Source organism: Mesorhizobium shangrilense (assembly GCF_028826155.1).
In the GTDB taxonomy this organism is placed as follows: domain Bacteria; phylum Pseudomonadota; class Alphaproteobacteria; order Rhizobiales; family Rhizobiaceae; genus Arvimicrobium; species Arvimicrobium flavum.
The window spans coordinates 60,782-76,273 of the sequence record NZ_JAQGPN010000004.1 but is presented as its reverse complement, the minus strand read 5'-3'; the positions used below and the strand labels follow the sequence as shown (position 1 = coordinate 76,273).

The following is a 15,492-nucleotide window of genomic DNA, read 5'->3' as shown; positions in this document are numbered from 1 at the left end:
CCTCCGTTGAGGCTGGATCTGGCCCAGCCTGTCGCGAACCATTTGTCGGGTGGATCGGTTCGTCTCCTCCAAGCCCTTCACACGGATATTATTCGCATTTCCCATTTTGCGCAAATATTCAATTCTTATTTCGGGAAATATAATACTTATAGGCGACGCATACTTGCACCTGAAAGCCCGGCCAAGGACCGGGCGTCGCGATCGCCAAACGGCGGGATCAAACCGGTTTGGCGGCCGCTTCGGCTTCTTCCTGCTGCAGGAGGGCGGACATGCGGGCGGCGCAGTCCATCAGGGTCGGAGCAAACTCTTCGAGCCCGCGTTCGAGCGTGGTGCGAACGAAGGGGGCCTGCACACCCACGCCGGCCATGACCCGCCCCTGCGCGTCCTTGACGGGGGCGGCAAGGCTGAACATGCCCAGCATCGTGCCCTGGTCGGAATAGGAGAACCCACGGCGGCGGATCTGGGTGAAGTCTTTTTCCAGCGCGTCGAGATCGGTCAGCGTGTAGGGCGTGTACTGCTTGAGCGGCATGGCGTTCTGCAGCAAGGCCTGCCGGCGCGCCCTGGGCAGGTGCGCCATCAGCAGCTTTCCGATCGACGAGGAATGCGGCTCCAGCCGGCGGCCGATTTCCGAGTTCACCCGCAGCGCGAATTCCGATTCGATGCGGTCGATCAGGAGGACCCTGTCCTGATCGAGGATGCCGAGGTGGCAGGTCTCGCGGGTCTTCATGGCGAGATCCTGCAACAGCACATGCCAAGGCCCGGTGCGATGCGAACTGAAACTGGCCTTCAACGACAGGACCTTCAGCCGCGGGCCGATGGTGAATTGCTCTCGCGCCACATGGCGCTGCAGAAGCTTCAGGTCGAGCAACTGGTTGAGGATGCGGTGCGCCGACTGCCGGGGCAGGTCGAGACGGGTGCAGATCTCCTGCATGCCCAGCGAACCATCGGTTTCCAGTACGGTTTCCAGCATGTCGAGCGCCCGCCCGAGGGCCGAGCCGAACTCTCGCCGGTCCAGCGGGCCGTCATGTGGGCTGGGTGCGAAGAGTTCGCCCGTTGCCGACTCGGGATCGGCCGCCATGAGCGCGTTCGCATCTCCTCCATCAGCCGGTTTCGCTTTCCGGGCCATCGTTCCGTCGCTCCGTTTCATGCAGCGCCCCGGGGGGCAATCGCGCCAGACAACACACCATTTGCCATGCGATGGGCAACCCCCGCATGCGGGGGTTGCTGTTACAATCCGAGAAGGCGCGCGGCGTTGTCGTGCATCACACGACGCATGTTCTCAGGCCGGATCGGCAGAGCGCGGAACCAGTCAGCGCAGGCGTCGACGGGCAGGAATGGATACGAACTTCCGTAGATCAGCCGGTCCGCAAGGAAGCCGTCGGCCGCGCTGATCCAGTCCGCCATCCCCGGCATGTTGACCATGTACTGGTCGGGCGACAGGTAGACGTTCGGGCGACGATAGGCGACGTGCAGGATCTGGTGCACCCAGGGCCAACCGCCATGGGTGATAACGATTCGCAGATCGGGGAAATCGGCCGCCACGCGGTCGACATGCACCGGATCGGTATAGGAAAGGTCCGGCCCTGCCCCGCCGCCGGCCATCAGCACCACCGGCAAGCCGGCCTCCTCGATGCGGGCGTAAAGCGGATAGAGGCGACGGTCGTCCGTATGAAGTGGCTGCTCGGCCGCGCCCGGCTCCATGCCGATCGCGCGGAAGCCGTCGGACACGGCCTGATCGACCTGGCGCCGCGCCGCGCGCCAGTCGGACAGGTCCAGCGCCGGGATGCCGAGGAACCACCCCGGATAGTCCGCCGCGATCCGCTTGAGGTCCTCGTTCGACACCGAGCCGTAGACCCGCGAGGAGCGACCGACCATGACGCCAAGCGTCACCCCGGCCCGGTCCATGTCTGCCAGCAGCAGGTCGATCGACTGCTTGCTGGCCGATGGAGCGGGCTCCATCCCGTGCATCCGCGTCGCCCGGTCGCGACGAGGGGCGTTGGCATACATCAGCATGTCCAGGTAGCCCCCGACCGGCGGGCGCAGGCGGAAGTCGATCACGGCCATGTCCGCGCCTCAGCTCCGGGGCCAGAGCTCGGCAATTGCCGAGATGTCCTGTCCGCCCAGCCCCTGGCCGTCGGCCCGCCGATAGGATTGCAGCGCCTGCGGTAGAAGCTTCAGGCCCAGGCCCTCGGGCACGATGTGCTCCGTCGTTTGGAGATGCGCGCAGGCATTGCCGATCGACACGCGGACCGGCGCATAGTCGCCGCTGACGATGCGCGGGCCGTAGGCTTCAAGCGCCTTGCTGCCGGCTCCCGCCATCAGCGCCTCCTGCAGGCGAGCTGGATCGAGGCCCAGGCTGCGCCCCAGGATCAGCGTCTCGCAGGCCAGCGCGACCGTCGCATAGCTCAGCGCGTTGGACAGGTTCTTGGCTTCGTGCCCGGAACCGACCGGCCCCATATGGAAGAAGGTGTCGCCCATGGCGTCCAGCGCTGGCTTCGCCTTGGCCATGTCGGCCTCGGTCCCGCCCATGAAATAGGCCAGCTTGCCCTGCTTCGCCCCGGCGACGCCGCGGGTCAGCCCGGCGTCGACCAGCCCGATGCCCTTCCCGGACAGCAGTTTTGCCTGCCGCCGCGTTACCGGCGGCTCGCCGGTCGAGCAATCAACCACCACCGCCCCGTGCGGCAACGCCTCGATCAGTCCACCGGGACCAGTCAGCAGCGCCTCCGACTCGGCAGACCCGGGAAGCGCGAGGATGACCAGCTTCACGCCCTGCGCCGCCGCAGCGGCGTCGGGGAACACCTTGGCTCCCGCGCCGCGCAGGCGCTCCACCGCGTCTGGCCTACGGTGCTGCACGATGTGCACTGCGAACCCCTTGGCCAGGAGATTGGCGACCATCGGCTCGCCCATGTTGCCAAGTCCGAAAAATGCTACGGTCTCCACCGCTTTCCTCCACTCTATCTGGTATTGCGGCCGTTTCGGTCAGTTCACCGGCGCGAACTTTGCCGGAATCAGCAGCTTGTTCTCCTGGCTGACAATCAGCGCCGACAGCTGGTCGCGGATCGGGGCCCAGCGCGGATCGGCGACGAGCGCCGCCCGACGCCGCGCCCGGTCCTCCATGTCGGTGTAGCGCCACATGTGGACGATCTGGTTCAGCGGCCCGAACTCCGTCGAGAAGTAGCCGAAGGGCTTGCCCAGATGCTCGGACTGGATGGCGTAGCCGCCCGACTCCACGATCTTGAGGAAGGCCCCCGTCATGGTGGCCCGAACGGTATAAATGCGCTCTTCGACGATCATCTGCAGCCCTTCTTGGGAATGAAGCCCTGGGGATGCGCGAGCGATGAACGATCATCAGCGCATTTCCCATTTATTGGATCGTATGAGTGCCACTATTGAGATTGTCAAGAAAGATTCGAGCGCTTTTCTGCGATCGGAGCCTTCAACGCGCGCATCGCGAATGCATTTTCGCTGAGAAAGCCGGCCAGCGCGGCGGATGCTCCAGAAGATGCTGCCCCATTGTGCCACCGGCGACCAGCAAGCCAAGAGTCGTCTTCACATCTCCCAATTATCGTGCTATTGCGGATCAATAAATGGGATATCGGCTGATATGCGAAGGGCGATAAGGCCGCATTTGTGAAGTGGCGTCCGAAGAAGCGCCACGGAGCGTCGCAGGACTGTGCGAAGGGCAGGCAGCCCAGCGCCACCATCCAACGGAGGAGGAAGAGAATGACTTTCAGATTGCACCCAGTGCTGCTGGCCGGCATTGCCGCGCTGGCCGCCGCGACTGCCGCCCGAGCGGACTATCCCGAACGCCCCATCGAGGTGATCGTGCCGTTCGATCCGGGCGGCGGCGCCGACACCTCGATGCGCACCTTCGGCAAATATGCCGAGAAACTGGCGGGACAGCCGGTCGTCGTGGTCAACAAGCCGGGTGGGGGAGGCACCATCGGGTGGGCCGAATTCGTTCGCGCCACGCCCGACGGCTACGTGCTGACGCTGGAGACGCCTCCGTTCAACGTGATCCCGGTGCTGACCAAGCCGTCGGCCACCGGCTACAAGCTGGATCAGTTCCAGCACATCTGCATCTTCGCAGCGGTGCCCGACGTTCTCCTGGTGCGCGAGGACAGCCCTCACAAGACGCTGCAGGATCTGCTCGACCACGCCAAGGCCAACCCCGAGAAGGTCAAGGCCGCCAACACCGGCACGCTCGGCGCAGATTTCATGACCACCCTCCTCATCGAGGACAAGGCAGGCGTGAAGTTCACCCAGGTGCCCTTCACGGGCGGCTCGCAGGCGCTGCAGGGGACGCTGGCCGGAACGACCGACATGATGGTCGCCGGCGCCATCTTCGCGGTGGCCCAGAAGGGCAAAATGCGCACGCTTGCCATCGCGGCCGCCGAGCGCGATCCGACCATTCCCGACGTACCGACCTTCCAGGAACTGGGCATCGACATCGTGTCCGAGCGCTACCGCGCCCTTGCCGCCCCGCCCGGCACCGCGCCTGAAGTCATGTCCTACTGGACCGACGTCTGCGCCAAGGTCAGCGAAAACGCCGACTACCAGAAGGAAATGCACGAAGGCGGCGCGCCGCCGGTCTTCCACGATAGCGCCCGCTCGGCCGAGCTGATCGGGGCGATGACCAAGGAGATGCAGGCGCTAGTCGAAAAGTTCAACCTCGCCAAATGATCTTCGCGGGGCCGGCGCACGCCGGCCCCGTCGTTACCCGCAGGAGAAACAATCTTGGACGCCACACTTGCCCTCGCGCGCCTTGTCCGGGGCCTCGACCCCGACGAGATCCCCGAAGCCACCCTCGGCGCGGCCGCGCACCTGGCGTTGGATACCGTGGGATCCGCCCTTGCCGGGGTGCATGCGCCCGGCATTCCCGAGTTGCGCACGGTCATGGACGGCATGGCGAGCGGCGTGGCGCCGGTCTGGGCCACGGGACAGCGCCTGTCCGCGCCCGCTGCAACATTGGTGAATTCGTCCACCGCGCACGCGCTGGAATATGACGACCTGCACGATTCCCTTCCGGTTCACTCCGGCATCGTCGTCGTGCCGGCCGCCCTTGCCGTTGCGGCAACGCGGCCTGACCTGACCGGCCGCGAGATCCTGACCGCGATCATCGCCGGGACCGAGGTGATCTGCCGCCTCGCGCGGGCGACGGGCAGCTATACCGGAAGCGCGGGCTTCCGCGGCTGGAACCCGAGCGCTGTGGTGGCCGGCTTCGGGGCTGCGGCGGTGGCGGGCCGGCTCCTCGGCCTGGATGCCGAGGGCATCGCCCGCGCCATGGGCCTGTCCTACGCCCAGGCCAGCGGCAACCAGCAATGCATCGAGGACGGCGGCCTGGTGAAACGCATGCAGCCGGGCCTTGTGGCCGAAGCCGGCGTGCGCGCGGCCTGGCTGGCGCAGGCCGGCGTCACGGGCGCGACCCGTCCGCTCGAGGGCAAGTATGGCTACTATCGCCTCTATGAGGGCGGCGACTACGATCCTGCCCCGCTGAACGCGCCGTTGAACGGTCGCTACGAAATCGACAATGTGTGCTTCAAGCGCTATCCGGTCTGCGGCATGGCGCAGCCCGCGATGGACGCGCTGCGCGACCTCCAGCTGCAAAACGGTTTCGCACCCGACGATGTGGCGCAGATCGCCGTCCACGGCTCGAAATTCGTCGTCGACATGGTCGGCCGCCCCTTCCGCCCGGGCGCCAATCCCGAGGTGGATGCGCAGTTCAACCTGTCCTACTGCCTCTCCACCATCCACGCGCGCGAAAACTTCTCGCTGGCGGACCTGGCGCCGGAGCGCACATTGGACCCCGCCTCCCGCACGGCGGCCGATGCCATCACGGTCAATCTCGACCCTGCGCTGAAAGGCAAGTGGGAGGCGCGCGTCGAGGTCAGCCTGCGCGATGGACGAGTGCTCAGCGCCAGACGTTCCAAGGCGGCGTGGCAGGAAGACCGGCGCATGAACCGGGACGATCTTCTGGAAAAGTTCCACGCCTGCGCCGCGCTGGCGGGGCCAGCGTTCGGCGCCGACCGGGCCCAACGGCTCGCCGCATTGCTTCTGCGCCTGCCGGAATTGCCGGACACGGCCGTCCTGAACGACGCTCTCGCCGGCGTCTGAGCCGCGTCGCCATCCAAGACAGCAAGGAGAGACTGAAGTGGACCTCAATCTGGCGGGCCAGCTGGCCCTTGTCACCGGAGGCAGCCGTGGCGTCGGCCATGCCTGCGCGAAGGCGCTCCTGAACGAGGGCGCGCGCGTCGTGTTGGTGGCCCGTGATCCCGGGCGGCTGGAATCGGCACGCGCCCGCCTGGCGGAAGCCCATGGCGACCGCGTCACGACCGAGGCCGCCGATTTCCGCGACGACGAGGCCATGCGCGCGATGGTGGAGCGGGTCGAGGCGCGGCTGGGCGTGCCGGACATTCTGGTGAATGCCGGCGCAACAGTCACCCCCGCAGACTTCCTCGAACTGGAGGAAGACGCCTTCCGTGACGGCATATTCGAGCAGAAGCTCTTCGGCTATGCCCGTGCGCTGCGCCATGTGCTGCCGCGGATGGCTGCGCGCGGTTCGGGCCGGGTGGTGAACATCGCCGGCCTGGGCGGGCGGCAGCCCCATGTCACCACCATTCCGGTGAACTTGAACAATGCGGCTGTCCTCAGCCTGTCGAAGGCGCTGGCCACGCAGTACGCGCCGCGCGGTATCGGCATCAACACCGTGGTGCCGCACATGATCAACACCGACCGCCAGGAAGAGACCATGCAGAAGTGGGCTGAGATGACCGGCAAGACCGTCGATCAGGTCGTGGCCGAGCGGATCAGGACGGTCCCGCTGGGGCGTCTGGGCAAGGCAGAGGAAGTGGCGGCCGTCGTGACCTTCCTTGCCTCGCCGATCGCCAGCTTCGTCGTCGGCGCTGTCTGGCATGTAGATGGCGGCGTCGCCATATCAATGTGATGTGGCGCGCCGCATCGATCTAAACGAAAGGGGCCGCTGCCGGCCCCTTTTTCTTATTCCCCCACATCCAGCAGCAGGCAATCTTCGGGCGGCATGTGGACGTAGAGCGCCTCACCCGGCTCCGCGGCCAGGCGCTCGGTCGCCTGCGCCCGCAGCGTCTGACCTGCAACGGTCAGGAAATACTCGCTGTATGGCCCGAGGAAGTAGGAACTCACCAGCTCCGCCTCGAACACGTTGGGCGCGTCGGGCGCCGTGTTGGACATGCGCACCCGCTCGGGCCGCACGGCCAGGGCCCGGCGTTCTCCGGCCGCAGGCTGATCGTCGGCGCTCGCCTCCATCGCGCCAAGCGAACCGGAAACGGTATGCCGGTTGTGGCCAGCCGGTCCCGTCACGGTGACGTCGAAAAAATTCGTCAGCCCCACGAAATCGGCCACATAGCGGCTGCGCGGCCGCTCATAGATCTCGGCCGGGCTGCCGATCTGGCCGATGCGGCCCTTGTCCATCACGAGGATCCTGCGGCTGATCACCATGGCCTCCGCCTGGTCGTGGGTGACAAAGACTGCCGGCACGCCGATCTTGCGCTGCAGCTCGATCAGCTCGAACCGCATCCTTTCGCGGAGCTTGGCGTCCAGGTTCGACAGCGGCTCGTCGAACAGCAACACGCCCGGCTTCATGATCAGGGCGCGGGCCAGTGCGACGCGCTGCTGCTGACCGCCCGAAAGCTGGTTGGGATAGCGCTTATCAAGTCCGCCCAGGCCGACAAGCTCCAGCACCGCACCGACGCGCCCGGCAATCTCGGACCGCCCAATCCCGCCCTTGACCGAAAGCGGATAGGCCACGTTGTCGGCCACAGTCATGTGCGGCCAGACCGCGTAGGACTGGAACACCATGCCGAAGCCGCGCCGGTTCGGCGGCACGAATATTCCTGCGGCCATGTCGGTCACGGCGGTGTCGCCGAAGAGGATGCGCCCCTCGTCCGGCCGTTCGAAGCCGGCGATGCAGCGCAATGTCGTGGTCTTGCCGCAACCGCTCGGCCCCAGCAGGGACAGGAACTCGCCCGGCTCCACCTCGAAGCTGACGTCGCGGACGACGCGCACCGCCCCATAGGACTTTTCGAGCCCCTCGACCTTCAGCGCTTTTGGGTTCTGTTGGGTCATGTTGTCCTCAGACTTTCAGGTCGGTGTCGATCCGGGCCAGGCGCTTGACCAGGACCAGCATGAACAGGCACAGCACGATCTGGATCACCGCAAGCGCGGACAGCGGGCGGAAGTTGCCGTGTGCCCACAGGTCGTAGATGGCGACCGACAGCACCTCGTTGCTCGGCGAGTAGAGCAGGACCGAGGCGCTGAGCTCGCGCATGAACGAGACGAACAGCATGATCCAGCCCGCCACCAGCCCTGGCTTCAGCAGCGGCAGCGTCACGCGTCGGAAGGTCTGGAACCAGCTGGCGCCGGACGACAGCGACGATTCCTCGAGCTCGGGATGGATCTGAAGCAGCGTCGCCGAGGTCGACCGCACGCCATAGGGGATGTAGCGGGTGACATAGGCGATCATCAGGATCCAGATCGTGCCGTACAGCACCAGCGGCGGCGTGATGTAGGCGCGCAGCAGCGCATAGGCGAGCACCACGCCGGGAAAGGCCATGGGCAGCACCGCCAGATAGTCCAGCGCCCGCCGCCCCGGCACCCGGCTGCGCTGAACCAAGAACGAGATCGCAGCACAGAACAGTATGCCGACGGTCGCACCACCGGTGGCCAGCAACAGGCTGTTCAGCATCGCCCGCTGCGTCATCGGATAGTCGAACAGCACCCACCGGTAATGTTCCAGCGTCAGCTGCGACAGGTCGAAATGCTGCGTCCAGATCGTGCGGACCGACGACAGGATGATCGTCGCGTAGGGCAGCACGACCGAGAGGATGAGATAGCCGAGGCTGAGCGCCAGAGCGACCCACCGCCAGGGTCCGAGCGCCACGCGGCGCGGCCGCGCGCCCTTGCCGCCGACCGTGGTGAACGAGCGGTCGCCCAGGATGCGCCTTTGCGCCCATAGCCCCATCATCGCGATGACCAGAAGCGTCATCGACAGGGCCGAGCCAAGGCCGTAGCGGGGCGGATAGACGGCTTGGGTTTCCCAGATCGCGGTGGTCAGCACGGTGATCCGCGCCGGCCCGCCGATCACCGCCGGAACGCCGAACTGCTCGGCCGCCAGGACGAAGACGAGGAGGCCGCTGCCGATGATGGCCGGCATCACTACGGGCAGCGTCACGCGCAGCGTCGTGCGGGTGAGACCGGCGCCGGAGGCGAACGAGGCTTCTTCCAGCGTCGGGTCCATCGATCGCAGCGCGCCGGCCACGATCAGGAAGACGTAGGGCATCTCGTAGAGGGCCTCGATCATGATGATGCCCCAGAGACCGTGGATGTCGAATAGCGGCGTCCCGAGACCGGTGACAGCCTTCCACGCCTGGTTGATCAGCCCCGTCTCGGGGCTGGCCAGCAGAATCCAGGCGAGACCGCCGATGAACGGTGTCGAGATGAAGGGGACCAGCGCCGCGGCTTCTATCAGTCGGCGCATCGGCATGTCGGTGCGCACGACGGCCCAGGCCATCAGCGTGCCGAAGATGGTTGCCAGCAGCGCGGTGGCCGAGGCGATGATCAGCGTATTCCACAGCGCCGTCAGCGTGCGCGTGCGCGAATAGGCTTCGGCATACCAGCGCAGGGTGAATTCCCCCTCCGGCCCGGTCAGCGAATCCCGGATCAGGATGGCTGCGGGATACAGCACCAGCACCGCCAGGACCATCAGCGCCAGGACCATGACCGGCAGCAGCGGATGCCGCGCCAGCAGGCCGCGCAAAGGTCCCGCTCTGCGCGCGGGCCGCAAGGAATCTTGTTGGACAAGAGCCATCGGATTGCTCCTAGAGGCTGCGGCGGCCTGTCGGGCCGCCGCGGGGATCGTGGCTAGGATGGACCCCAGGGTCCGGCGGGGATCACTTGAACAGTTCGATCCAGGTATCCAGAAGCTCGGACTGTCGGGCGTGGAAGTCGCGCAGGTCGTCGACGCTGGACGCGATGCGCTTGATCTCGCTGATCGGACGCCAACCGCGCGCGTGCTTCATCGGCTCCGCATCGTTACGCATCGACGGCGTATGGAATTCCTGCTGCCACCAGGCCTGCGCCTTGGCCGACAGGGCGAAATCGAGAAACTGCTTGCCGGCTTCCGGATTGGGCGCGCCCTTGGGAATGCCCATGACGACATAGGTCATCGGCACGCCTTCTTCCGGGATCACCAGCTGCAGGTTCGCGCCCGCCTCGATCGCCTCGAAACTTGCGTACTCCAGGCTCATCGGCGACAGCGGCCGCTCGCCTGAGGTCAGGGTCTCGGCCACCGCGCCGGAGCTCTGGCGGATGAGCACGTCCTGCTTGGACAGTTCGACCATGAAGTCCTTGCCGAAATGCTTCATCATCGCGGCGAACCAGTGCATGGCCGAGCCGCTTTCCGTGGCGTCGGCGATGACCATCTTGCCCCGCCATTTGGGGTCGAGAATGTCTTCCCACTTTTTGGGAGCTTCCTCGGCGGGAATGCTGTCCAGGTTGTACGAGATCAGCGGCAAAAGCCCCTTTACCGGGGTCCAGAAGCCGGGGGCGCGGATGTCTTCGGGATAGGCCGCAGCTTCGGGGCTTTCGTACTTTTCGATGAGCCCGCGATCGACCCAGTCCATGAAGATGCCGACGGAAGCATTGTCGATCACCGAACAGCGCAGCTGCCCCGCAGCCAGCTCCGTCTCGAACTTCTGGGTCAGCTTGATGCTGCCGGCGCGGAAGGTCTCCACGGCAATGCCCTTGGCCGCCTGGAACTGCTTGGCCCAGCCGTCCATCGATTCCACGGACGGGGTGCCGTACCATACGAGGGGGCCTCCCTGCGCCTGTGCGCGCGAGACGAACGGCGCCCCCAGCGCTATTCCACCTGCGGCGAGTCCGAGCCCCTGCAGCACGCTGCGGCGGCTGGGCCGCCCCAGCGCAAGGTTTCGGTTCTTGATCAAGTCCGTCATTGCTGTCTCCTCCCGTTATGCCGCCGCAAGTGGCGGTCACCCCCTGTAGAGGGCGATGGCTCAGCCTCCTGCCAGCCTCTGTGGCAGGGCAAGGCTGATCACCCGCTCCTCGGTCATCTCGTGGATGGCGGCGCGCGGACCCTCCCGGCCGAAGCCGCTGTCCTTGGTGCCGCCGTAGGGCATGAGATCGACGCGCGAGGACGAGGTTTCGTTGATGTGAACGCCCCCGACGTCCAGCCGGCGCGCCGCCTGCAGCGCCGTGTCCAGCCGGTTGGTGAACAGGCCCGTCGCCAGTCCGTAGGGCGTGGCGTTCACCCGGGCGATGGCCTCATCGATCGTCGAGAAGCCCTCGATGCACATCACGGGCCCGAAAATCTCGCGGCAGCTGACATCGGCGCGGCGCGGCACGCCCGCCAGAAGCGTCGGCGCCACGACTGCGCCCTCGCGCCGCCCCCCTGCGAGCAGTCGCCCGCCCGCCTCCACGGCTGCGGCGATCCAGCGTTCGACCCGCTCGGCCTCGGCCAGCGAGATCATGGGCCCCGTAAAGCAGCCCGGCGCCGCGGGGTCGCCATGCGGCAGTTCCGCCACCATGGCGGCAAGTCGTTCCGTCACGCCCGCGCGGATTCTCTCGTCGACCAGCAGGATCTGGATTGAGGTACAGACCTGTCCCGCCTTGCGATAGGCGGCCGCCACGACCCGGGGCAGCGCATAGTCAAGGTCGGCATCGTCGCACAGCACCGTGAAGGCGATCGAGCCGAGCTCCATCTGGGTGCGTCGCAGCCCGGCCTGCGCCTGGATCTTCGCCCCAACCTCGGTCGAGCCAGTGAAGGCGATGAAACGCACCCGCGGATCGGCCAGCACGGTGGAGACAGCCTCGCCCCCGCCATGGAACACCTGCAGCAGGCCCGTCTCCAGCCCTGCCTCGTCCAGGCACTGCGCCAGAAGGCAGGCGGTGCGCGGCGTCTGGCTTGCGGGCTTCAGCAGCACTGCGTTGCCCGCCGCCAGGGCGGGACCGATCTTGTGCGCGACCGTGTTCAGCGGCGCATTGAAGGGCGTCACCGCAAGCACGACGCCGACTGGCACCCGGAGGGTGAAGCCGAGCCGTCCGCCCTGCCCCGGCGCGCCGGCCAGCGGCACCATCTCGCCGGAAAGGCGCCGCGCCTCCTCGGCCGAAAGGCGCAGCGTCTGCACGCAGCGCGCAATCTCGTTGCGGCAATCGCTCGTGGCATAGCCGGTTTCGGCCTGCATGACTGCCAGGAAGGCGTCAGCCTTCGCTTCGACCAGGCGGGCCGCCTCCTCCAGGACGCGGCCACGGTCATGCGGACTGTGGGAATTGCTCGCCCGGGCGCCAGATGCAGCGTCGATCATGCGGGCGATCTGTGCGGCCGAGGTGGCAGCCACCTGCGCGATCGGCTCGAGGCGATACTTGTCCAGCACCACGGTCCGCCGCCCATCTCCGGCCACCCAGCCCTCGGCCAGAAGGGAACCGCACACCGGCAGGCCATCTGGGTCCGGCGTTTCGAAGGCATGGATCAAAGGCTCGATCGTCATGGCGGTATCCGTTCGTGCTCCGGACGACACGGCTCGCGCCGCGACCGCCCTCGCTCGGTGTCCTAGCCGGCGTCGTCACGACGCGAAAATACTGTTTTGCGAGGGGTCCATAACGCTAGCGTATGGCAGGACGAGAATGCTCGTCGGGGCGAGTTTCGAAATGCCTTGATTCCGGGAGGAAACCGCCAGAGAAGGAAATCTGGCCAGCAGGAATTTCAATAGCCTGCAGTCGTCGGTACGACCAAACGGGGGGTGGCGGGTGGACGCGCGGCAACTGAAGTATTTTACCAGCATCGTCGAGTGCGCCAGCGTCTCGATGGCCTCGCGCCAGCTGAACGTGGCGCAGCCCGCTCTCAGCCAGCAGATTGCCCGGCTTGAACAGGAGGTCGGAGCACCCCTTTTCCTGCGGTCGAACAGGGGAGTGACGGTCACGGCCAAGGGACTCGCGCTATACCGACATGCGAAGTTCATCCTTCGCCAGTTCGACCGCGCGCTTCTGGCCGCGCAGGAGACCCGCGACGAGGTGTCGGGCCACGTCATCCTCGGCCTTCCGCCGACCACCAACTGCCAGCTGGGCGTGCCTATCGTCGAACGCCTGCAGCGCAGCCACCCCGGCATCACGCTGAACCTCGTCGAAGGCCTGAGCGGCAACTTGCAGACGCAGGCCTTTGCCGGAGAGCTTGACCTGCTGGTCCTGTTCTCGGCCGAGGCCATCCCTGGGTGGCAGCATCTGCCTCTCCTGTGCGAGGAGCTGTTCTTCGTCCATGCGCCGGATGCACGGTTGCTGCCGCAGGACGAAGAGGGGATTACCTTGCGAGAGGTGGCCGACATTCCGCTGCTTCTGCCCAGCCGCGCGCACGGGCTTCGCCGGCGCATCGACATCGAGTTCGAACGCCTCGAACTGAAGGTGCGGCCGGTCGCCGAGATCGATTCGCTCTCGGTTCTCATGCAATGCGTAGGCCGCGGCGTTGGCGGCACGATCAAGCCACGCTCCGCCCTGAACATCCATGGCAGCGCGAACTCGGCGCAATGGACCGCCGTTCCGATCCGCGACTGCCGGCTCGAGCGGATCAACTACCTGTATGCCCGTCCGCCCGAAGAATCGTCGGACGCCAGCGCCATCGTTGCGCAGGAAATCCGCAATCTGGTCGCCGACCTGATCGGCAGCTTCAAATGGCAAGGTGTCAGCTCGATCCCCTAGCGGACCGCCTCGAGTGGACATTCGCGAGGCTGTGCTTTCGAAGGCCATCTAAAAGCCCGTGCAACGCTCGCGATTTGCCAACGGCAAAGAGCCGTCACAGCCGCAGGTGCACGTCTAGCGTTCCGCAAAAACGACGGCTCGCTTCTTCCTAAGATAAGACGCTTTGTCTCTTGCGGGTCCGGATGGCGAACCCTTCGGTGAACCAGCTATAGATCGGGGCGAGGAGATCGCGGGCGCGCAGCCTCTCGCCGCGTTCGCCCCACAGCCATGCGAGGTCGCGCGCCGCCCGCAACTCCAATGACGGCGACTCCTGATCCCGAGCTAGCGGAGCGCTCGGTTTAGGTCTGCTTCCGCCGTCTCGACGGCATCGGCCGACGCGCGAAGGGCGATCAAGGCCCTCAGCCGGTGGAGGTCCGGCAGAAACGCCATTTCGCGGCCCTTGGAGGAAACCAATGGCAGAGAAACCCAAAGGCAGCAGCGACAAGAAGTCCGGCGAATCCAAGAGCGGTTCGTCTGGTTCGAAAGGTTCGGGCAGCGGTTCGAAGACCTCGGGCGGCGGTTCGGGGAGCTCGAGCGAATCGAAAAAGAAATAGTCAGCCTCTCATATTCCACGGGTGGGTGGGATCCAGCGGGCGCCCCTAGCGTCACTGCCGTTTGTCACCCGCCCGTGCTCCTCGCGCTGCTTTACGATGTCGTGGTCGTCGTGGCAGAGCGGCTGCCAGTTCGATCTATCCCAGAACAGCGCCTCGTCGCCCCGGTGCGGGAAGATGTGGTCGACGACCAGGCCGATCCAGCGCAGGTTCGTCTCAGGCGTCCCATCCAGCTGCTTCTCAATCGCCTCGGCCGCCGCAAAGGCCGACATTCCGAGTTCGAGCAGAACGACCTTCATCGCATCGGCCGCGCCGTCGAGCGACAGCACCGCCTGTCCATCTCGGTCAGCTTTTCCGTGCCACCGATGAACGACAGCGCCATCCGCTTGGCGGCCTCGGTGACCTCGGCGAGTGTCCGGTCTGCCGTTTCGCGTGCGTCAGCGACTTCCTGCTCCAGCGTTCCTGACCGTAATTGTCGATCCACCATTTCTTGTTCGTCTCGTTGAGCGGTGAATTGACCGCCTCTTCCCCGAAGAAGCGCACATCGGCGATGAGGCCGCGCACCTCTTCGCGCATCTCCTCAACCGCGCGCTGGCCCTGCAGGTGGGGGTCGTCCTCGCCGCGGCCGGAACGGTAGGCATTCAACATGCCCTCGAAACCGTTCTCGAAATCCGTGCGCAGGCGTGTCAGGTAGAGATGGTAGGAGTTCTGGAGCCTCTTCACGAGGTCCATGTCGCGGGCTTTCCAGGCTCTTGTTCACCTCGGTCAAATAGTCGTCGAGACGCGTCTGATTGTTGCCGACACCCCTTCCCTCGCCAACCGCCAGCAGTTGCTCGATGGCATGCATCTGCTTTTCGAGTTCTTTTTGCGCCGCCTTCACCTTCTTGCGCGCACCCAGTATGGCGCCGATCAGGCCGGCCGCAGCGCCGATGAATGCGCCAATGACAGGAAGCGCCAAGCTGGTCATACCGAGGGTCGCGGCAATGCTCGCGCCAGCGCCCCAGCCCTGCAGGCCGCCGCCCAACGCACCCATGCCGGCGTTGCCAGACTGATAGCCCATCGAAAAGCCGCCGAGGCCAGCGCCGAGCAATCCGAATGCAGCCTGACCGAACCCGCCGCCGCCTTGCGCTCCTGCGATGCCGCGACTTCCTGTCCGGCTTTAATC

15 protein-coding genes are annotated in these 15,492 nt (G+C 66.0%); 5 read left to right on the top strand and 10 right to left on the bottom strand.

Annotation, left to right across the window (positions count from 1 at the left end):
- Positions 1-217 precede the first annotated feature (217 nt).
- The 4 genes from PD284_RS25855 to PD284_RS25840 all read right to left on the bottom strand — a co-directional run bounded on the left by PD284_RS25855 (position 218) and on the right by PD284_RS25840 (position 3,294).
- Entirely contained in the window at positions 218-1,078 is an 861-nt protein-coding gene (locus PD284_RS25855; RefSeq protein ID WP_274631222.1) for an IclR family transcriptional regulator, read from the bottom strand.
- 149 nt (positions 1,079-1,227) lie between these two features.
- A complete protein-coding gene (locus PD284_RS25850; protein WP_274631221.1) occupies positions 1,228-2,064 on the bottom strand; it encodes an amidohydrolase family protein in 837 nt (278 codons plus the stop codon).
- A gap of 9 nt (positions 2,065-2,073) precedes the next feature.
- A complete protein-coding gene (locus PD284_RS25845) occupies positions 2,074-2,940 on the bottom strand; it encodes an NAD(P)-dependent oxidoreductase (RefSeq protein WP_274631220.1) in 867 nt (288 codons plus the stop codon).
- 39 nt (positions 2,941-2,979) lie between these two features.
- Complete coding sequence (locus tag PD284_RS25840; RefSeq protein ID WP_274631219.1) at positions 2,980-3,294, bottom strand: NIPSNAP family protein; 315 nt, start codon at positions 3,292-3,294, stop codon at positions 2,980-2,982.
- Between the two features lie 429 nt (positions 3,295-3,723).
- Here PD284_RS25840 and PD284_RS25835 point away from each other — a divergent pair, with 429 nt between their 5' ends.
- Genes PD284_RS25835 through PD284_RS25825 form a run of 3 tightly spaced genes read left to right on the top strand, consistent with a single transcriptional unit; the run spans position 3,724 to position 6,943 of the window.
- A complete protein-coding gene (locus tag PD284_RS25835; protein WP_274631218.1) occupies positions 3,724-4,683 on the top strand; it encodes a tripartite tricarboxylate transporter substrate binding protein in 960 nt (319 codons plus the stop codon).
- Between the two features lie 54 nt (positions 4,684-4,737).
- On the top strand, positions 4,738-6,114 hold the full coding sequence (locus PD284_RS25830) for an MmgE/PrpD family protein (RefSeq protein WP_274631217.1): 1,377 nt from the start codon (positions 4,738-4,740) through the stop codon (positions 6,112-6,114).
- A 37-nt stretch (positions 6,115-6,151) separates the two neighbouring features.
- The gene (locus PD284_RS25825; protein ID WP_274631216.1) at positions 6,152-6,943 is read left to right on the top strand and encodes an SDR family oxidoreductase; all 792 of its coding nucleotides are present in this window, start codon (positions 6,152-6,154) and stop codon (positions 6,941-6,943) included.
- A gap of 53 nt (positions 6,944-6,996) precedes the next feature.
- On the opposite strand, the gene PD284_RS25820 is transcribed toward PD284_RS25825, so the two are convergent.
- The 4 genes from PD284_RS25820 to PD284_RS25805 form a co-directional block, all read right to left on the bottom strand.
- A complete protein-coding gene (locus PD284_RS25820; protein WP_274631215.1) occupies positions 6,997-8,100 on the bottom strand; it encodes an ABC transporter ATP-binding protein in 1,104 nt (367 codons plus the stop codon).
- Between the two features lie 7 nt (positions 8,101-8,107).
- Positions 8,108-9,790, bottom strand: coding sequence for an ABC transporter permease (locus tag PD284_RS25815; protein WP_274631214.1), 1,683 nt, complete (start codon positions 9,788-9,790; stop codon positions 8,108-8,110).
- A gap of 133 nt (positions 9,791-9,923) precedes the next feature.
- Positions 9,924-10,985 carry an ABC transporter substrate-binding protein gene (locus PD284_RS25810; protein ID WP_274631213.1) on the bottom strand — a complete coding sequence of 354 codons (1,062 nt, stop codon included), beginning with the start codon at positions 10,983-10,985 and terminating at the stop codon, positions 9,924-9,926.
- Positions 10,986-11,045: 60 nt separating this feature from the next.
- Entirely contained in the window at positions 11,046-12,536 is a 1,491-nt protein-coding gene (locus PD284_RS25805) for an aldehyde dehydrogenase family protein (protein ID WP_274631212.1), read from the bottom strand.
- Between the two features lie 259 nt (positions 12,537-12,795).
- Here PD284_RS25805 and PD284_RS25800 point away from each other — a divergent pair, with 259 nt between their 5' ends.
- The gene (locus PD284_RS25800) at positions 12,796-13,737 is read left to right on the top strand and encodes a LysR substrate-binding domain-containing protein (RefSeq protein WP_274631211.1); all 942 of its coding nucleotides are present in this window, start codon (positions 12,796-12,798) and stop codon (positions 13,735-13,737) included.
- Positions 13,738-14,189: 452 nt separating this feature from the next.
- A complete protein-coding gene (locus PD284_RS25795; protein ID WP_274631210.1) occupies positions 14,190-14,330 on the top strand; it encodes a hypothetical protein in 141 nt (46 codons plus the stop codon).
- 8 nt (positions 14,331-14,338) lie between these two features.
- On the opposite strand, the gene PD284_RS25790 is transcribed toward PD284_RS25795, so the two are convergent.
- Positions 14,339-14,656, bottom strand: a complete 318-nt coding sequence (locus PD284_RS25790) for an HNH endonuclease signature motif containing protein (RefSeq protein ID WP_274631209.1) — start codon at positions 14,654-14,656, stop codon at positions 14,339-14,341.
- A 16-nt stretch (positions 14,657-14,672) separates the two neighbouring features.
- Positions 14,673-15,059 (bottom strand): hypothetical protein, encoded by a 387-nt coding sequence (locus tag PD284_RS25785; protein WP_274631208.1) that lies wholly within the window; start codon positions 15,057-15,059, stop codon positions 14,673-14,675.
- Positions 15,060-15,492: the final 433 nt, after the last annotated feature.